Here is an 18,401-nt window from a genome sequence, read left to right on the forward strand (position 1 = left end):
CATCCATTTGCGTCTTCCTCGTACGAACACTCGAAGCCGTCAAGGAATCGTTAACGATTAGGTAAGGTAACGAAGTAACTGGCTGCCGGAGGACGATCCGGCAGGCGCACGCAGGGAAGGAACGGACCCTGACTGTCCACGCGCTCAACGAACTCCTGCTCGTCTGCTCGCTCGTCCTGCTCGTCGCCGTGGCGGCGGTACGGATCTCCTCGCGCAGCGGGCTCCCCAGCCTGCTCCTGTATCTCGGCATCGGGATCGCCCTGGGACAGGACGGCATCTTCGACGTCAAGTTCGACAACGCCGAGCTGACGCAGGTGATCGGCTACGCCGCCCTGGTCGTCATCCTGGCCGAGGGCGGACTCGGAGCGAAGTGGAAAGAGGTCCGCCCCGTCCTGCCCGCCGCCGCGGTGGTCTCGACCGTCGGCGTCGCCATCAGCGTGGGCATCACCGCCTCGGCCGCGCACTACCTCGTCGGCCTCGACTGGCGCCAGGCCCTCATCATCGGCGCGGTCGTCTCCTCGACCGATGCGGCGGCCGTCTTCTCCGTCCTGCGCAGAGTGCCCCTGCCGCCCCGGATCACCGGCGTCCTGGAGGCCGAGTCCGGCTTCAACGACGCGCCCGTCGTCATCCTGGTCGTCGCGTTCTCCGCGGTCGGCCCGGTCGAGCACTGGTATCTCCTGGTCGGCGAGATCGCCCTGGAGCTGGCCATCGGCGCCGCGATCGGCATCGCGGTGGGCTGGCTGGGGTCCCTGGGGCTGCGGCACGTGGCGCTGCCCGCCTCCGGCCTCTACCCGATCGCCGTGATGGCCATCGCCGTCTCCGCGTACGCGGCGGGCGCCATGGCCCACGGCAGCGGGTTCCTCGCCGTCTACCTGGCCGCGATGATCCTCGGCAACTCCAAGCTGCCGCACTGGCCCGCCACGCGCGGATTCGCCGACGGGCTCGGCTGGCTGGCCCAGATCGGCATGTTCGTGCTGCTCGGCCTGCTGGTCACCCCGCACGACCTGGTCGACGACTTCTGGCCCGCGATCGTCGTGGGCCTGGTCCTGACCATGGTGGCGCGACCCGTGTCGGTCTTCCTGAGCCTCGCGCCGTTCCGGATGCCGGCCCGCGAGAAGGTCCTGATGTCCTGGGCCGGGCTGCGCGGGGCGGTGCCCATCATCCTGGCGACCATTCCGATGGTGTCCGGGGTGGCGGGCAGTACGAGAATCTTCAACATCGTCTTCGTCCTGGTCATCGTCTACACCCTGATCCAGGGCCCGACGCTGCCCTGGGTCGCGAGCAAGCTGAAGATCGCCGAGGACCCGGCCGAGGCCGACGACCTGGGCGTCGAGTCGGCCCCGCTGGAGCGGCTGCGCGGGCACCTGCTGTCGGTCGCCATCCCCCCGAAGTCGAAGATGCACGGTGTGGAGGTCGGCGAGCTCCGGCTCCCGGCCGGCGCGGCGGTCACGCTGGTGGTCCGGGAGGACCAGAGTTTCGTGCCGTCACCGGCGACGGTGCTGCGACGCGGGGACGAGCTGCTGGTGGTGGCCACCGATCCGGTCCGCGACCGGGCGGAGGAACGCCTGAGAGCGGTCGGCGAGGGCGGCAAGCTGGCCGGCTGGCTGGGCACGGGCGGACCGCCCGCTTCCGGCACACCCGGTGCGGCGGGCCCCCATGGCGGGTCCACCATCCCCCAGGGGATGAAGCTGGCCAAGAAGCTCGGCGGTGCCGGCGCGGGCGCCAAAGCCGGTGCCAACGGAAGCGGAAGCGGCACGAAGACGCGCCCCTGAGAGGGCGTCGCAGATCACAGGCTGAAACGGAAGCCCTATGCGCAGATCACAGGCGCACAGGGCTTTCTGCCTGTAGCATGAAGGCAAACCAGATCGACCTGATCGACCAACTCTGTCTGAAGCAGAGCTGGCGCCGACCGTATGGCGGTCGTGGTGTCTCTTCGCCCGGCGTTTCTTCGCCGATTGCAGCGAGTCGCCCGGCATCTACCGCAGTTCCGCGCGAAGAGGACAGCTCTCGGCCGCTTCCGTCCGGCCCGCCCCACAAGGGCGCCGGGAAGCAGGGCTACCAGGCGGCAGAAAGGCAAGGACCGTGGCAACCACGGTCTCCGACCGCCCCGGATACGGGCAACTGCTGCGCACCCCCGGTGCGTGGACCTTCCTCCTCCCGGGCTTCGCCGCACGGCAGCCCTTCGCGATGCTCACTATCGGCATCGTCCTCCTCGTGCAGCACACGACCGGCTCGTACGGCAGCGCGGGCGCCGTCGCGGCGGTCTCCGGCGTCTCCATGGCGCTGTTCGCCCCGCAGAGCGGCAAGCTCGCCGACCGCTTCGGCCAGCGCTCCGTCCTGCTCCCCGGGGTCCTCCTCCACGCCGTCTCCGTGAGCGCCCTGACCGTACTGGCGCTGGCGGACGCACCCCTGTGGGTGCTGTTCGTCGCCGCCGTGCCGACCGGTGCGTCGATCCCGCAGATCGGCCCCATGGTGCGGGCCCGCTGGGCGGCGATGCTGGGGGCGACCCCCGACCGGCCCGCCTCTCCGCTCATGTCCACCGCGGCCGCGTTCGAGTCGGTGACGGACGAGTTCACGTTCGTCCTCGGCCCGGTGATCGCCACCGCGCTGTGCACCGGCGTGCACCCGGCGGCCGGACTGATCACGGAAGCCGCCCTGACCCTGATCGGCGGCCTGTTCTTCGCCGCGCAGCGCGCCACCCAGCCCTTGCCCCGCAACGCGGCCACCGCGGCCGAACCGCACGCCTCCGCGCTCTCCATTCCTGGCGTGCGCGTCCTGGCCGTCACCTTCCTGGGCATCGGCGCGGTCTTCGGCGGGATGCAGGTCTCGCTGACCGCGTTCTCCGAGGAGATCGGCCACCCCGGGGTGAACGGTGTGCTCTACGGGATCTTCGCGGCGGGAAACATGCTGGCCGGCATCGCCTGCGGCGCCATCGCCTGGAAGAGCAGCCCGCGCCGCCGGCTGATCGTCGGGTACGTGGCCCTGACCCTGACCGCGTCCGGCCTGTGGGCCGTGCACTCGGTGCCGCTGCTGGCCGGGCTCGGCCTGCTGGTCGGCCTCTGCATCGCCCCGGCGCTGATCAGCGGCTACACCCTGGTCGAGTCGCTGGTGCCCGCCACCGCCCGCACCGAGGCCTTCACCTGGCTGACGGGCGCCGTGGCGCTCGGACAGGCCGCGGCCGTGACCGTGGCGGGGCAACTCGCCGACGCCCACGGCGCGAGCACCGGATTCCTGGTGCCGCTGGCCGGAACCGCACTGGCTCTGGTGACCCTGCTGGCCCTGCGCTCACGGCTGACTCCCCGGTCCGCGGGACGCACCGTGGCACGTGGGATCGGTCACCGCGAGCCGGTCACGGTGGACTGATTCAACGGAATACGTCAGTATGGAGCGTCGTTAGCACTCATTGAGTGAGAGTGCCAGGAGGAGCAAGTGCCGACCTATCAGTACCAGTGCACCGAGTGCGGCGAGGGCCTCGAGGCGGTGCAGAAGTTCACCGATGATGCCCTGACCGTGTGCCCGAGCTGCGACGGACGCCTCAAGAAGGTGTTCTCCGCGGTCGGCATCGTCTTCAAGGGTTCCGGTTTCTACCGGAACGACAGCCGCGGCTCCTCGTCGAGCAGCACGCCGGCGTCGGCGACCTCGAAGTCGTCCGACTCCGCGTCGTCCTCGTCGTCGGGTTCGGACACGAAGGCGAGCGCATCGTCGTCGTCCTCTTCGTCCGGCTCCTCCTCGTCGTCGGCCTCCGCGCCGGCCTCGTCGAGCGGTACGTCGGCCGCCTGAGCCCGCGTACGCCCCACCCGCTTTTCCACCGGACCCCGCCGAGGCCACTCGGCGGGGTCCGGCCGTCCGCCCCGGGAAACGCTCCGCCGGATACGGTGACCGCATGGTGAACGCACATACGGAAACGGGCTCCGGTACGGGTACGGCGGGTACCGAGAGTTCCGCGGAGATCGGTGTCATCGGCGGCTCGGGCTTCTACTCCTTCCTGGAGGATGTCACCGAGGTCTCCGTCGACACCCCCTACGGGAAGCCGAGCGACTCGGTCTTCCTCGGCGAGCTCGGCGGCCGGCGGGTGGCCTTCCTGCCCCGCCACGGACGCGGCCACCATCTGCCGCCGCACCGCATCAACTACCGGGCCAACCTGTGGGCGCTGCGCTCCGTCGGGGTCCGGCAGGTGCTCGGGCCGTGCGCGGTGGGCGGGCTGCGGCCGGAGTTCGGGCCGGGGACCCTGCTCGTCCCCGACCAGCTGGTGGACCGCACCAAGACCCGCGTGCAGACCTATTACGACGGTGAGCCCCGGGCCGACGGGACCGTGCCGAACGTCGTCCACCTGGGCTTCGCCGACCCGTACTGCCCCGAGGGGCGCAAGGCGGCGCTCGCCGCGGCCCGTGGGCGCGACTGGGAGCCGGTGGACGGCGGCACCCTGGTGGTGGTCGAGGGACCCCGCTTCTCGACCCGCGCGGAATCGCGCTGGCACGCGGCGATGGGCTGGTCGGTCGTGGGCATGACCGGGCACCCCGAAGCGGTCCTCGCCCGGGAGCTGGGCCTCTGCTACACCACAATGACCCTGGTGACCGACCTGGACGCGGGCGCCGAGGCGGGCGAGGGCGTCTCGCACGAGGAGGTGCTCCAGGTGTTCGCGGCCAATGTGGACCGGCTGCGCTCGGTGCTGTTCGACGCGGTGGCCGGGCTGCCGGAGACCGGGAGCCGCAACTGCACCTGCGCCCACGCGCTGGACGGGATCGACACGGGGATCACGCTGCCGTAGCCGGCAGAGCGGGCCTCACCGGATCAGGTGACGGAGTTGTCCACAGCGCGAGGACTGTCCACAGGCCTCGGCGGGATCTGCTCGGACGGGGGAAAGTGAGGGGAGTTCGGCCGGGTCGCACCGGCCGGACTCCCCTTTCCCTTGCGCTTTCCCTGCGCTCGTCCGCCCCGATCCCAGGTGGTGCCATGTCCTCGTCCCTGCCCACTCCCCCGGCCGCCCGCTCCTTCCCCGCGCCGGTGCCTGCGCCGTGCGGGGTGGGGCCGTTCCCACCTCTGCGCGTGCGGGGCGCCGGCGCGGACCGGCTGCGGCGGATACTGCGCAGGCAGCGGCGTGCGGCGGCGGCCGGGCTCGCGCTGGCGGGTGCCGCGCTGGCCACCACGGGCCTGAGCAGCGCCGCCGGGGAGGCCCGCGCGCCGGACGATCCGCCGGGGGCCGGCCGGTCGTCCGGGCGGCTGGTCTCCGCGCCGGTCCGGATCGCGGACCCGGAGACGGTACGGCTGCTGCGGCCGGGTGACCGGGTCGATGTGATCGCGGTCGGTGACAGGGGCGGCGACGACGCGCGCGTGGTGGCACGGGGGGTGCGCGTGGCGAAGGTGCCACGGACGGCCGCGGGGCCCGGCGGCCACGCGGCGGGCGGTATCGGCGAGGCGGGGGCCGGGGCGCTGGTGGTGTTGTCCGTGGAGCGGTCGACGGCCACGGCGCTGCTCGGCGCGGGCACGTCGGCACGGCTGGCCGTGGCGGTGTCCGATGCGAACTGACGCCCTCTCACGTCACCCGTGGGAATCAGCGGATTGGACAGTGTCGCCTTCGCCCGCCTTAGGTGACGGAGCAGTTTGCTCCCCCTACCGCCCATGCGAAAGAAGGCTCACCTGTGAGCGAGAAGAAGGTCAGTCTGCTGGACGGCTTCAAAGCCTTCCTGACGCGCGGCAATGTGATCGACCTCGCGGTGGCCGTCGTCATCGGCGCCGCGTTCACCAATATCGTGAACGCGGTCGTCAAGGGCGTCATCAACCCCCTGGTCGGGGCGTTCGGAACCCAGGACCTGGACAACTACAGCTCCTGCCTCCAGGGCCCCTGCACGACCGACCCGAAGACCGGGGAGATGGACGGGATCGAGATCCTGTGGGGCTCGGTGCTCAGCGCCGCCCTCAGCTTCCTGATCACCGCTGCCGTCGTGTACTTCCTGATGGTGCTGCCGATGGCCAAGTATCTGGCCAGGCGGGCGGCGATGCAGGCCGCCAAGGAAGGCGTGCAGGAGACGCTCGAAGTGAGCGAGCTGGAGGTGCTGAAGGAGATCCGCGACGCCCTCGTCGCGCAGCGCATCGGTGGCGCACCGGGCCGGATCGGGCCGGACTCGGGCGAGGGCCCGGGCGGGACCGGCGGGGCCGGGGCGGGCCCGGTCGAGGACCGGTAGCCCTCCGGGCGACCGCTCAGATGTGGTGGGGCGGCTTCTCGTCCAGGAAGCGCGCGAGGTCCGCGGCGCTGCCGCCGGTCAGAGGCCGCTCGCCCCACCCCTGGTCCGTATCGTCCGCGGACTGCCGGTCCAGCGGATCGTCGAAGACCAGAACCGGCTTGGGCTTCGGTTCCTGTGGCGGCCGCAGGTGCGGCGGCTGCTGCTGCTTCGCATCTCGCGGGCGGGGGGCGGGGGCGGCGCTCATGTCTCCAGGGTACGGCGGCCCACCACGAGGTGTGAGCCGCCGTGGATCCGGGCGGCGGGCGTCAGCGGTCCTTCGGGTCGATGAGCCACAGGCCGAGCACGACGAGGAACGACAGACAGAGGAAGCCGGCCCCCCACCAGGCCGTGCCGGTGTTGCCCTCCATCCACTCGTCGATCAGGACCGTCAGTCCCCAGAGCTGGCCGATGACGACCGTCATGGCCAGGGTGAGCCGGGCGGTCAGTTTCGAGGAGCGCTCGGGGTTCTGGTCGGTGCCCGCTCCGGGCCCGGGGCCGGTGTGCCGGACGCGGGGGTCCCCGTATCCGCTGGTGGGGCGGATCTGCGGATAGCGCTCGTGGACGGGCCGGTTCAGCTCGGGGTCGGCGCTGCCGGGGTGGTAGGTGGGGTAGTGGCTGCCCGGGGGAGGCAGCGGCTGCTCGGGGTGCGGGGCGTCGTTCATGCCCGCCCGCCCGGGTTCTCGGCGGAGGCGGACGCAGCGCCGGTCCGCCGGCCGGGGCGGGCGGCCCGGGGCGGGGACTCGGCTCCGCTGCCGAGGGCCCGGGGCGGGGATTCGGCTCCGCCGCCGATGTCGGGGCAGCCGATACGGGTCGCGAGGTCGGGCCGCTCGCCGCCGAGCTGACGGCAGAGGCCTTCCTCGACGCTCTCGCCGGAGCGGGTGGTGCCCACGGCCCAGACGCTTCCGTCGCCCTGCTCGACGACCACGACCTTCGGCAGCCCCCGGGGCGGGGGTCCGGCGGTGACCTCGCCGGACCGGGCGTCGAAGACTCCTTCGTGGCACGGGCAGTACAGCTCGCCCTCGCTGCCCCGGTCCTTGCGCCAGATGACGGCGCACGCGAGGTGGGTGCAGACGGCGGAGTAGCCGACGAGGGTGCCGTCGTCGAGGCGGACGGCGACGGCCCGGTCCTCCTCGCCCGGGTAGCGGAAGGCGATCGACTCGCCGGGCAGGAGTCGCGGGGCGATGCGCTTCGGCTCGGGGGCCTTGCCGTCCTCGCCGTCGCCGTGGCGGTGGAGGATGCCGGCCGCCACGCCGATGCCGCCGACGGCGAGACCGCCGGAGACGGTGGTGACGATCCGGAGGTAGTCCCGCCGGGTGGTGAGGGAGTCGGCGGCGATCCGGTCCTGGAGTGCCTCGCGCGGGTCTCCCCCGGCGGGGTGCTCGCCGCCCGGCTGCTGGTCGGTGACGCTCATCGGCGGACGTCCTTCCCGTTGATCTCGACGACGGGAAGACCGCCGGGGACCGGCCACTGGACGCGTTCGGCGGGGACGACCATGGCCACGCCGGTGCGGACCTCGGTCTCGCCGAAGACGAAGGTGTCGGCGACCTGGACGCCGGGGCGCTCCGCCTGGAGCTCCTCGACGGTTCCGTAGAAGAGGGCCCCGGTCGGGCAGACGGTGGCGCACATGGGGGCGAGGCCGTAGGCGGTGCGGTCGTAGCAGAGGTTGCACTTCATCTGCAGCTTCGCCTGGAGGTCGATCTTCGGTACGCCGAAGGGGCAGGCGTTGACGCAGTTGGAGCAGCCGATGCAGCGGGTGGTGTCGGCCTGCTGCACCACACCGTCGGCGGTCACCAGGATCGCGTCGGCGGGACAGACCTCGGCGCACGGGGCGACCGGGTCCTCGCAGTGCATGCAGACGGTGGGGAGGGAGGCGACGGAGTGGCCCTCGTCGGTGTAGTCGAGGTGGATCATCGATTTGCCGCGGTGCGAGTCGCATTCGCGGCAGGCGGAGACACAGGCCTGGCAGCCGATGCAGCGCCCCGGGTCGATGAAGATCGTTCTGCCCATCATGGGGGGGATCAGCTCCTCTCCGAGGTGCCACGGCCCTGGGGGGCCGTGGGAGGCAGCGGGTCGGTACGGGAGACCTGGGTCTCCGGGTAGGCGACATGGCCGGGGGCGACCGGCGGGGCGGGGACCTCGTCGATCCGTTCGGCGTGCTCGATGCGGCAGGCGCACACCTTGTACTCGGGGATCTTGGACCGGGGGTCGAGGGCGTCGATGGTGAGGGCGTTGGCCGCGGTGGGGACGGGCCAGTGGTAGGGGACGAACACGGTGTCGGGGCGGATCGCCTCGGTGACCAGGGCGGGGAAGACCTCGCTGCCGCGCCGGGTGACGACGCGGACGGGCTCACCGTTGCGGAAGCCGTGGGAGGGGTGGATCTCGGCCCAGGGGCGCGGGGTCTGTTCGACGAGGGCGCCGAGCCTGCGGGTCTGGTTGCCGGAGAGGAAGTGGGCGACGGTGCGGCCGGTGGTGAGGGACATGGGGTGCTCGTCGTCGTACGGGTCCATCGGCGGGTGCCATTCGACGACCTGGAGGTGGATCTTGCCGTCGGGGTGGTAGGTCTTTCCGTCCTCGAAGAGCCGGGGGGTGCCGGGGTGGTCGGTGGTGGGGCAGGGCCAGGCGATGCCGCCGGTCTCCTCCAGCCGTTCGTAGGTGATGCCGTAGTAGTCGTTGACGGTGCCGGCGGAGGCGATGCGCAGCTCGTCGAAGACCGACCGGGAGTCGGGGAAGTCGAACTTGTCGCCGGCGCCGAGCCGGCGGGCGAGTTCGCAGATCGCCCAGGTGTCGGTGCGGACGCCGGGCGGCGGGTCCTGGGCCTTGTTGTGCTTGACCACGCGGGCTTCCGCGTTGGCCATCACGCCTTCGTCCTCGGCCCAGGTGGTGACGGGGAAGACGACATGGGCGTTGGCGGCGGTCTCGGAGAGGAAGAAGTCGAATTGCGCGTGGAACTCGGTGGTGTCGTACCCCTCCTTGACCACCCGGTAGTTGGGCAGGGAGACGAAGGGGTTGTTGCAGATGCCGATCAGGCCGCGGATCTCGCGGCGCTGCATCTGCCAGACCATTTCCATCATGGAGGTCCCGGCGAGCGGGAGTTCGGACTCCTCGATGCCCCAGATCTCGCAGATCTGGCGGCGGTGCTCCTCGTTCATGATGGAGCGTCCGCCGGGGAGGAGGTCGGACTTCTGGCCGTGCTCGCGGCCGCCCTGCCCGTTGCCCTGGCCGGTGATGGTGCCGTAGCCGGCGCCGGGTTTGCCGATGTGGCCGGTGGCGGCGCAGAGGCTGATCACGGAGAGGCAGTTCTCCACGCCCTGCGAGTGGTGTTCGATGCCCCGGGCGTGCCAGGCCATGGCCTTGGGTGCGCGGGCGAAGGTCCGGGCGACCTGGACGATCTGCTCGGCGGGGATCCCGCAGATCGCGGCGGCGCGGGAGGGCGGGTATTCGGCGGCCTTGGCCTTGACCTCCTCCCAGCCGGTGGCGTGGGCGGCGAGGTAGTTCTCGTCGGTGAGCCCTTCCTCGATGACGACGTGCAGGACGGAGGTGAAGAAGGCGGAGTCGGTGCCGGGCTTGAGGGCGACGTGGATGTCGGCGGTCCGGGCGATGGCGGTCTCGCGCGGGTCGATGACGATGAGGCTGGCCCCGCGGTCCCGGGCTCCCCAGACGTACTGGGTCATCACGGGGAAGCACTCGCCGACGTTGGAGCCGGCGATGAGCAGGCAGTCGGTGAGGAGGATGTCGGAGAAGGGGTTGCCGGCCCGGTCGATGCCGAAGGCCAGCTTGTTGGCGCCCGCCGCGCTGACCATGCAGAGGCGGCCGTTGTAGTCGACGTGCCGGGTCTTGAGCGCGACCCGGGCGAACTTGCCCACCAGATAGGTCTTCTCGGAGAACAGGCTGGCCCCGCCGAGGAGCCCGAAGGCGTCGTTGCCGTGCTTCTGCTGGATGCGCTTGATCTCGGAGACGGTGAAGTCGAGCGCCTCGTCCCAGGAGACCTCGCGGAACTCCTCGTCGCGGGAGCGTCGCATCAGCGGGGCGGTGAGCCGGTCGGGGTGGTTGACCTGCTGATAGGCGTTGATGCCCTTGGGGCAGAGCCGCATCCGGTTGATGTCGTGGTTGCGGGGTTCGACGCCGAAGACCTTGCCGCCCCGGTCCACGCGCAGATACATCCCACACTGGACTCCGCAGAAGCAGCAGTGGGTCGGTACGAGCGTTTCGCCGTTCTGGTCGGCGTGCCACTGGTCAGCCGGGATGCCGCCGGCGTCCCGGAAGGCGCGGGTGCCGGGTGGGGCGAGGGAGGGGTCCAGGGGGATGAAGGTGCGGCGGTCGGCAGCAGCTCGCGGATCCGCGGTCACTTGAAGCCCTTCTTCACATGGGAGAGGTAGGCGCTGCCGCGCAGCACCCGCTTGCAGCGCGGGCAGTACTCGGCCCAGGAGTCGAAGCCGAGCCGGAGGTCGCGCATGGTGCCGCGCAGGTTCTCGACGTAGGGCCCGGTGTCGATGGGTTCCTCGCAGCGGCGGCAGGCGAACACCTCGTCGTCCTTGCGGCCGGTGTACTTGAACAGCTGCATGCCGACCGCGGCCGGGCGCTGGACGATGTGGAAGAACTTGCCGAACGGGATGTAGATCAGGGTGAAGACCACCGAGACCATGTGCAGGATCGCCAGGAACTGGTAGCCGCCGCCGTGCAGGAAGACCGAGGAGAAGGTGAGCAGCAGGCCCGTCACGGAGATGACGATGAGCGCGATCAGCGGCACCAGGTCGTAGGCGAAGCGCTGGCCGGTGATGGCGCCGCGGTCCTTCATCCGGCGCCACAGGAAGTACGAGGCGCCGGGGATGACGAGGACGGCGGCGATGTCCAGGCCGTGGAACATCAGCCAGCCGAGGAGGGAGAGTGAGTCGAAGCCGAGGATCTTGAAGCCCCAGATCCGCATCTCGTAGCCGGGTCCCGAGCCGCTGCCGGAGGTGAAGGTGAACCAGCCCCAGGTGAGCGGGAAGGTGATCAGGGCGGCGAGGATGCAGCCCCAGAAGATCAGCTGGTGGGCGGCCCAGCGAGCATGGGAGCGGGCGCCGAGGAACTTCTGGAAGCCGAGGTAGGTGGCGATCATCTTCGGCAGGGCGGTGGGGGCTCTGCGGAAGTTGTCCAGGGAGAAGAGGCTGCGCCAGCCCTGTTTGAAGAGGCGCCGGGCGCCGGGGGCGGAGATCCAGACGGTGTACCGGTAGGCGACGCCGAAGGCGAGGAAGACCGTCGCCACGGCATAGGGGAGGAGGGCCGAGTCGAAGTTGCGGAGCATCCGGCTGCCGAGCACGATCGCGAGAATCAGCAGGGCGGAGACAGCCACTCCGGCGAGCGTGGCCCGGGTGGTGACGGACCGGGGGCCGGTCGCGGCGGGGGGCGTGGCCGCAGTGCCGTCGGGCGCGTGGGGCTCGGCTGCTGCGGTGGCTTCTGAGGGCTCGGTCACCCGGCCACCGTAGGACCGTTTGGGCCGATTGAACCCGTTTTAGGGGGTGAGAGGGTGAGCGGGTCGCCCGGACAGTCGCAAGGGTCGCCTTGCCCGGGCCGGGTCCGGGCACCCTGCTCGCGCGGGCCTTGCGCACCGCTCCCGGCTCGCCGGTACGTTCGAGGCGCATCGGCCCGCACTCCCCCGCGGGCCGCGATCCCGACCGGAGGAGCCGCACATGACCCGCGATGGCAAGGCACCCGCCCGCCCGCCCCTGCTGGACGCGTTGACCGATGTGGCCGGGATCCGTGTCGGCCATGCCGAGGTCGCGGGTGCGGGCGCGTTGAGCGGCACGACCGTCGTCCTGGCGCCCGAGGGCGGGGCCGTGGCCGCCGTGGACGTACGGGGCGGCGGGCCGGGTACGCGGGAGACGGACGCGCTGGACCCGCGCAATCTGGTGCAGCGGGTCGACGCCGTCGTCCTCACGGGCGGCAGTGCGTACGGGCTCGACGCCGCGTCCGGGGTGATGGCCTGGCTGGAGGAGCAGGGCCGGGGCGTCCGGGTCGGCGCGGGCCCCAGGCAGGTGGTCCCGGTCGTTCCGGCCGCTGCCCTCTTCGACCTGGGCCGGGGTGGCGACTGGCGGGCCCGCCCCGACGCGTCGACCGGCCGCGCGGCGGTCGAGGCCGCGGCCGCCACGGAGCCCGGGGAGCCCGTCACCGAGGGCGGCGTGGGCGCGGGCACCGGTGCGGTGGCCGGGCAGCTCAAGGGCGGCATCGGCACGGCGAGCGCCCGCCTCGCCTCCGGGGTCACGGTGGCCGCCCTCGTCGCGGTGAACGCGGCGGGCTCGGTGGTCGATCCCCGGACCGGGGTGCTGTTCGGGGAGTACGGGGCCGGGGAGCCACCGGCGCACCCCCCGGCCGAGGTGCACGCGGCGGCGGAGCGGCGTCTCACGCGGGAGCGGGAGGCGATGGAGGCGGCCGGGGGCGGGGCCCCGCCGTTCAACACGACGATCGCGGTCGTCGCCACGGACGCGGACCTGACCCGGGCACAGGCCCAGAAGCTGGCGGGCACCGCACACGACGGCCTGGCCCGCGCGGTGCGCCCGGTCCATCTGCTGACCGACGGGGACACTGTGTTCACGCTGGCCACCAGGCAGGTGCGGGTGGAGCCGGGGGATCCGGTCGCCGTCAACGAGATCCTGGCGGCGGGCGCCGACGTCCTGTCGCGGGCCATCGTGAAGGCGGTGCGCGCGGCCCGGAGCATCGAGGGGCCGGGCGGCAGGCTCCTCTCGTACACGGAGTTGTACGGCGACCGGGGAGCGCCGGACACCCCTTAGGATCGGACGCCTCTTGGGGCCGGACACCCCTTAGGGCCGGACACCCCTTGGGACCGGACGCCCCTCGGGGCCTGATCCGCGCGATGGGCACCAGGGGGCGCGCGGCGCGAGCGAGGGGCGCGCGGGCGGCCGACTCGTCGTCCACGCAAGGGAGTTCATCCCAACCGCCCGAAATGCACCGGGAACAAGCGGGGAACTTTCTGCGTGCGCCCTACGTTTTTACCAACCCCGGTCACGATGTCGGACCCAGGGACTACGTTAAGCACGCATCAAGTAACACGCGGCGACGGCCTGGAGACACCACCTTGAGCGATCCGTACGAGACAACCGAGCACCACCTCGACCGACTCCTGCGACGCGCCCTCAACTCCTTCGACCTTCCCGACAGTACGGTCGACCGCCTCGGCACGGCGCTCGCCCACAGCAGTTCGCTGCACTCGTCGCACCACAGCTCCGTGCTGCACCGCGAGACCTACCGTCACACGTATCTCCTCGCCGACGGCTCCGCCCTGACCCTGTGGGAGCTGGTGCACAGCGGAGGCCGCGACCTGCGGACCCCGCGCCGGCACGAGCTGTACGACGAGGAGGGCGATGCCCGCGTCGCCGCGTCCCGGCTGGCCGGGAGCTTCTCCGACTCCCCGGCCTTCGGCGACGACGGGATGATGCGGGAAGGACAGGAGGCGCAGGGGGATCTGGAGATGCTGACGCTCCTGATGTCCGCCCCGCCGGCCCCGCTCCCCCGGACGTACGCGCCCGACAATTCCGCGGACCACGCCCGCCGGGTGCTGCGCCGAGCGGAGAACGCCGACCGGCCGGGCGAGCAGAAGACGGGGCTGCTCCGGTCCGCCTTCGCCCACCACATCACCCAGATCTTCGGGCGTCAGTGCCACGTCGACGGCCGGGCCGCCGGATTCACGCTCTACGAGCACGCGTTCCTGCTGCTGGACGGCAGCGAGACGAGCCTGTGGGAGGTCGAGCACACGGCGACGCCCGACGGCCGCCACATGTGCGAGGTGTACGAGGACGAGCACACCGCCCGTGCGGCGATGGAGAGCCGCACCCGGATCTGCTGACCCTGCCAGATCTGCTGACCCTGCCAGCCCTGCAGACCCGAGGCGCAAATCCGCCGCCCGCGCAGGTCAGTTCGCGTCGCCCTCCACATGGGCGCGCGGCCGGGTAGGCAGGGCGAACATCACCAGGAAGATCACCGCGAGCACCCCGGCCACCCACCACAGCGACTGCTGGAACGCGTCGACGAACGCCGGGCCGACCGCTTCGGGGGCCAGCCGGTCGCCGATCGCGCCGAAGAAGACGACGGACACCAGGCCGAGGCCGAGCGCCGTTCCCATCTGCTGCACGGTGTTGATCAGTCCGGATGCCGAACCGGCGTGCTCCTTGGGCACCTCGGAGAGCACCGCGTCGGTCAGCGGGGCCACGATCAGTCCCATGCCCGCGCCCATGACCACCAGCGGGACGGCCATCTGCCAGGACGTGATGCCCATGCCGTACTGCTCGCTCTCCCAGAGGTAGATCAGCAGTCCGGCGATCATGAGGAGCGCACCGGCCTGGAGGACCTTACGGCCGAAGCGGGGCACCAGCTTCTGCACGGAGATCCCGGCGGCCACCGAGACGGCGACGGAGAACGGGATGCCCGTCGTGCCGGCGCGCAGCACGCTCCAGCCGAGCCCCATCTGCATGTAGAGGGTCCAGACCAGGAAGAAGATGCCGAGGCCGACGCCGAAGGTCAGCTGCACCGCGATGCCGGCGGCGAAGCTCTTCACCCGGAACAGGGACAGTTCGATCAGCGGGGAGCCGTCGGTCAGCGCCTTCTGCCGCTGGTACAGGACCAGCGCCGCGAAGACGAACAGGCTGCCCACCATCGACAGATGACCCCAGAGCGGCCAGCCCAGCTCGTGTCCCCGGGTGAGCGGGTAGATGAGCATCAGCATCGCCAGGGTGATCAGGGCGACGCCGACGAGGTCGAGACGGACCGCCTTGGGGGCCTTGGACTCGGTGATGTACTTCGCGCCGAGGAGCAGACCGGCGATGCCGACGGGCAGGTTGATCAGGAAGATCGGCCGCCAGCCGAGCCCGAAGAGGTCCCACTCGGTGAGCAGCGCGCCCAGCAGCGGGCCGGAGACCGCGCCGAGCCCGACGATCGCGCCGAAGAGTCCGAAGACCTTGCCGCGCTCATGGGCCGGGAAGGTGGCGTGCACGATCGAGAGGACCTGGGGCACCATCAGGGCTGCCGTCGCGCCCTGGAGGATGCGGGCGGCGACCAGTATCTCGGGGCTGGGCGCGAAGCCGCACAGGGCGGAGGCGAGGGTGAATCCGCCGATGCCGATGAGGAAGAGCCGCTTGCGCCCGTAGATGTCGCCGAGCCGGCCGCCCGTGATCAGCCCGGCCGCGAACGCGAGGGCGTAACCGGCGGTGATCCACTGGATCGCGGAGAGCGATGCCCCGGTCTCGCGCTTGATGCTGGGGATCGCGATGTTGACGATCGTGACGTCGACCAGGTCCATGAAGGCCGCGGTCATCACGATGGCGAGCGCGAACCAGCGACGCCGGTCCGCCGGGGCGGGTGTCGCGGGCAGCACAGGTGTTACGGGCGTGGTGGGCGGTACGGGGTGCGTTGCCCCGGGCAGCGGGGGTGCGGAAGAAGGCATGGGAAGAACCTATGCAGCCATTAGGTCAGATCATGACCTGATGGACCGGCATCCTGGGGCCATGTCCGATACCCCCGCACGACTGCTGAAGCTGCTGTCGCTCCTCCAGACCCCGCGCGAGTGGCCGGGCGGTGAGCTGGCCGAGCGGCTGGAGGTGAGCCCGCGCACGATCCGCCGCGACGTCGACCGGCTGCGCGACCTGGGCTATCCGGTCGAGGCCTCGCGCGGCTCGGTGGGCGGGTACCGCCTGGTGGCGGGCGCCGCCATGCCGCCTCTCCTGCTGGACGACGAGGAGGCGGTGGCCATCGCCGTGGGGCTGCGGGCCGGGGCGGGGCACGCGATCGAGGGCGTCGACGAGGCCTCCGTACGGGCGCTGGCGAAGCTGGAACAGGTGCTGCCCTCGCGGCTGCGGCACCGGGTCTCGGCGCTCCAGAACGCCACCGTGCCGCTGACCCGGGGCGACGGCTCCACCATCGACCCGCGGACCCTGACGACGCTGGCTTCGGCGGCCACCGGGCGGGAGCGGCTGAGGTTCGCGTACCGCAGCGGCGACGGCACCCGGACGAAGCGGCAGGTCGAGCCGTACCGGCTGGTGAGCACCGGGCAGCGCTGGTATCTGGTGGCGTACGACCTCGACCGGGAGGACTGGCGTACGTTCCGGGTGGACCGGGTCGGCGAGCCGTACGCGACGGGGGCCCGCTTCGCGCCGAGGCCGCTGCCCGTCGAGGGCGCGGAGAGCGACGCGAGGAGCAGCGGCGGCGGGGACGCGGCGAGGTTCCTGGCGCGCTCGATGAGGCGGATGCAGCCGGAACTGCGCCTCGATGTGTGGTTCGGGGCGCCGGCGGAGTTCGTGGCGGCGCGGCTGCCCGCGCATCTCGGGGTGCCCGAGCCGGACGGGGAAGGCGGGGAGGGCGGCTGCCGGCTGCGGTCCTCGTGCACCGACTCGCTGGAGTGGGTGGCACTGCGGCTGGCGTTGGTGGACTGCGAGTTCTCCGTACAGGGGCCGCCGCAGCTGGTCGCGTACCTGGAGAGTCTCGGCGCCCGGCTGACCCGCGCCGCCCGGCCCGGGCCCACCGCCCCGGAACAGGGACCGGAACAGGGACCGGGGCAGGGGCAGGGGCAGGGACCGGGGCCGGAACAGGGATGAGCCCCGGCGCCGGGGGGGGTGGGCGCCGGGGCTCAGCTCAGGGACCGGTGAAAACCGGTCGGGTGACCGGAATGACCCGGTCGGTCAGCCGGTGCGAACCGGCTTGATGGGGAGATTACGGGTTATTGGCTCACGCCGCAGCGTCAAAGCCCGTGTCGTGAGCCATTCGCTTCAATTCGAGCAGTGCGTGCTTCTCTATCTGGCGGATCCGCTCCCGGGTGAGGCCGTGCTGCTTGCCCACCTCGGTCAGGGTCCGCTCGCGTCCGTCCTCGATGCCGTACCGCATCTTGATGATGGAGGCGGTCCGGTTGTCGAGCTTGCCGATCAGGTCCTCCAGCTCCTCGCTGCGGAGCAGGGTCATCACCGACTGCTCGGGCGAGACGGCGGAGGTGTCCTCCAGGAGGTCGCCGAACTGGGTGTCGCCGTCGTCGTCCACGGACATGTTGAGGCTGACCGGGTCGCGGGCCCAGTCCAGGACGTTGCCCACGCGCTCGGTGTTGGAGTCGAGCTCGGCGGCGATCTCCGCGTGCTCCGGGTCGCGCCCGTGCTCGCGGTTGAACTCGCGCTGGACCCGGCGGATCCGGCCGAGCTCCTCCACCAGGTGGACGGGGAGCCGGATCGTGCGGGACTGGTCGGCGATGGACCGGGTGATGGCCTGCCGGATCCACCAGGTGGCGTACGTGGAGAACTTGAAGCCCTTGGCGTAGTCGAACTTCTCGACCGCGCGCACCAGGCCCGCGTTGCCCTCCTGGATCAGGTCGAGCAGAGGGAGCCCCGCGCGCGGGTAGCGGCGGGCCACGGCGACGACGAGCCGGAGGTTGGAACGGATGAATATGTCCTTGGCGCGCTCGCCCTCGGCGACCAGCGCCTCCAGCTCCTCACGCTTCGCGTCACCGGCGTCGCTCTCCACCTCGCCGTCGAGGATCTGCTGGGCGTAGACGCCCGCCTCGATGGTCTGGGAGAGGTCGACTTCCTTGGCGGCGTCGAGCAGCGGTGTGCGGGCGATCTCGTCCAGGTACATGCCGACCAGGTCGCGATCGGCGATTTCCCCGCCTCCGGCGCGAACACTGCTTGCCCGGCCGGTCCCACCGGAGGTGGTGGACGTACGACGGGCGACGGCACGGGTTGCCATGCGTGCTCCCTTGCTGAGTAGGTCGCGACACCTTTTCGGGTGCCCTGCATCCGATGGAAACAACGACTGGAATCCGGACAGAATTCCCATGCCGCACATTCATTTTCGTGACCATGCAGTACCCTGTCCGGCGCCGACCGCTGGATTCCACTTCCAGGTTCCGCCGGACCCGCAGGTCAGAGCCGGTGCCGGGGACGATCCGGCCGCTTTCCGGTGCTCCGGCCCGGCCCCCGGAATCAGCGCGTCCGTGAGACCGCGCTCACATACGCGCCCGCTTCTCCCCCACGCGGCCGTCCCGGGATCCAGGAGGGCCGCGCTCCCGCCGTGAAAGACGTACCGGGCGTCGTTCGGGTTGCTCAGGATGTCCGCGATGTGCACCCGGGGCCTCCGGACCTAGGACCGCCGACCCATCCGGCCGGTAACCGCGTCCCGGCGTACCGGGACCGCGGTCGGAGGCCGACCGGGACC

17 protein-coding genes are annotated in these 18,401 nt (G+C 71.5%); 9 read left to right on the forward strand and 8 right to left on the reverse strand.

The window, feature by feature from the left end; all coding sequences use genetic code 11:
* The first annotated feature begins 188 nt into the window (after positions 1-188).
* The 6 genes from ACIQPT_RS07765 to ACIQPT_RS07790 all read left to right on the forward strand — a co-directional run bounded on the left by ACIQPT_RS07765 (position 189) and on the right by ACIQPT_RS07790 (position 6,182).
* The gene (locus tag ACIQPT_RS07765) at positions 189-1,772 is read left to right on the forward strand and encodes a potassium/proton antiporter (protein ID WP_401153645.1); all 1,584 of its coding nucleotides are present in this window, start codon (positions 189-191) and stop codon (positions 1,770-1,772) included.
* Between the two features lie 310 nt (positions 1,773-2,082).
* Complete coding sequence (locus ACIQPT_RS07770; protein WP_401153646.1) at positions 2,083-3,363, forward strand: MFS transporter; 1,281 nt, start codon at positions 2,083-2,085, stop codon at positions 3,361-3,363.
* Positions 3,364-3,429: 66 nt separating this feature from the next.
* A complete protein-coding gene (locus tag ACIQPT_RS07775) occupies positions 3,430-3,780 on the forward strand; it encodes an FmdB family zinc ribbon protein (protein ID WP_401153647.1) in 351 nt (116 codons plus the stop codon).
* Positions 3,781-3,883: 103 nt separating this feature from the next.
* Positions 3,884-4,768, forward strand: coding sequence for an S-methyl-5'-thioadenosine phosphorylase (locus ACIQPT_RS07780; RefSeq protein WP_401153649.1), 885 nt, complete (start codon positions 3,884-3,886; stop codon positions 4,766-4,768).
* A 278-nt stretch (positions 4,769-5,046) separates the two neighbouring features.
* Positions 5,047-5,526 (forward strand): RcpC/CpaB family pilus assembly protein, encoded by a 480-nt coding sequence (locus ACIQPT_RS07785; RefSeq protein ID WP_401154179.1) that lies wholly within the window; start codon positions 5,047-5,049, stop codon positions 5,524-5,526.
* A gap of 113 nt (positions 5,527-5,639) precedes the next feature.
* Positions 5,640-6,182 (forward strand): MscL family protein, encoded by a 543-nt coding sequence (locus ACIQPT_RS07790; RefSeq protein WP_401153651.1) that lies wholly within the window; start codon positions 5,640-5,642, stop codon positions 6,180-6,182.
* A gap of 16 nt (positions 6,183-6,198) precedes the next feature.
* Here the strand turns inward: ACIQPT_RS07790 and ACIQPT_RS07795 are convergent, their stop codons facing one another.
* The 6 genes from ACIQPT_RS07795 to ACIQPT_RS07820 all read right to left on the reverse strand — a co-directional run bounded on the left by ACIQPT_RS07795 (position 6,199) and on the right by ACIQPT_RS07820 (position 11,673).
* On the reverse strand, positions 6,199-6,426 hold the full coding sequence (locus tag ACIQPT_RS07795) for a hypothetical protein (RefSeq protein WP_401153653.1): 228 nt from the start codon (positions 6,424-6,426) through the stop codon (positions 6,199-6,201).
* A 61-nt stretch (positions 6,427-6,487) separates the two neighbouring features.
* Positions 6,488-6,883, reverse strand: a complete 396-nt coding sequence (locus tag ACIQPT_RS07800; RefSeq protein ID WP_401153654.1) for a hypothetical protein — start codon at positions 6,881-6,883, stop codon at positions 6,488-6,490.
* Positions 6,880-7,632: a Rieske (2Fe-2S) protein gene (locus tag ACIQPT_RS07805; protein ID WP_401153656.1), complete on the reverse strand. Its 753-nt coding sequence runs from the start codon at positions 7,630-7,632 to the stop codon at positions 6,880-6,882. The genes ACIQPT_RS07800 and ACIQPT_RS07805 overlap by 4 nt, the downstream gene beginning before the upstream one ends.
* Positions 7,629-8,231, reverse strand: a complete 603-nt coding sequence (locus tag ACIQPT_RS07810) for a 4Fe-4S dicluster domain-containing protein (RefSeq protein ID WP_007452552.1) — start codon at positions 8,229-8,231, stop codon at positions 7,629-7,631. The genes ACIQPT_RS07805 and ACIQPT_RS07810 overlap by 4 nt, the downstream gene beginning before the upstream one ends.
* 8 nt (positions 8,232-8,239) lie before the next feature.
* Positions 8,240-10,567 carry a molybdopterin oxidoreductase family protein gene (locus tag ACIQPT_RS07815; protein ID WP_401153658.1) on the reverse strand — a complete coding sequence of 776 codons (2,328 nt, stop codon included), beginning with the start codon at positions 10,565-10,567 and terminating at the stop codon, positions 8,240-8,242.
* On the reverse strand, positions 10,564-11,673 hold the full coding sequence (locus ACIQPT_RS07820; protein WP_401153660.1) for an MFS transporter: 1,110 nt from the start codon (positions 11,671-11,673) through the stop codon (positions 10,564-10,566). Before ACIQPT_RS07820 ends, ACIQPT_RS07815 begins: the two co-directional genes overlap by 4 nt.
* 217 nt (positions 11,674-11,890) lie before the next feature.
* Between ACIQPT_RS07820 and ACIQPT_RS07825 the strand changes: the two genes are divergently transcribed.
* Positions 11,891-12,988: a P1 family peptidase gene (locus ACIQPT_RS07825; RefSeq protein ID WP_401153662.1), complete on the forward strand. Its 1,098-nt coding sequence runs from the start codon at positions 11,891-11,893 to the stop codon at positions 12,986-12,988.
* A 305-nt stretch (positions 12,989-13,293) separates the two neighbouring features.
* Positions 13,294-14,061, forward strand: coding sequence for a DUF6227 family protein (locus ACIQPT_RS07830; protein WP_401153663.1), 768 nt, complete (start codon positions 13,294-13,296; stop codon positions 14,059-14,061).
* Between the two features lie 66 nt (positions 14,062-14,127).
* On the opposite strand, the gene ACIQPT_RS07835 is transcribed toward ACIQPT_RS07830, so the two are convergent.
* Positions 14,128-15,654: an MFS transporter gene (locus tag ACIQPT_RS07835; RefSeq protein WP_401153665.1), complete on the reverse strand. Its 1,527-nt coding sequence runs from the start codon at positions 15,652-15,654 to the stop codon at positions 14,128-14,130.
* Positions 15,655-15,715: 61 nt separating this feature from the next.
* On the opposite strand from ACIQPT_RS07835, the gene ACIQPT_RS07840 reads away from it, so the two are divergent.
* Entirely contained in the window at positions 15,716-16,801 is a 1,086-nt protein-coding gene (locus tag ACIQPT_RS07840; protein ID WP_401153667.1) for a helix-turn-helix transcriptional regulator, read from the forward strand.
* A gap of 130 nt (positions 16,802-16,931) precedes the next feature.
* Here the strand turns inward: ACIQPT_RS07840 and ACIQPT_RS07845 are convergent, their stop codons facing one another.
* Complete coding sequence (locus ACIQPT_RS07845) at positions 16,932-17,933, reverse strand: RNA polymerase sigma factor RpoD/SigA (protein WP_401153669.1); 1,002 nt, start codon at positions 17,931-17,933, stop codon at positions 16,932-16,934.
* Between the last annotated feature and the right edge of the window lie 468 nt (positions 17,934-18,401).

The organism is Streptomyces sp. NPDC091289 (assembly GCF_044757365.1).
GTDB lineage: Bacteria > Actinomycetota > Actinomycetes > Streptomycetales > Streptomycetaceae > Streptomyces.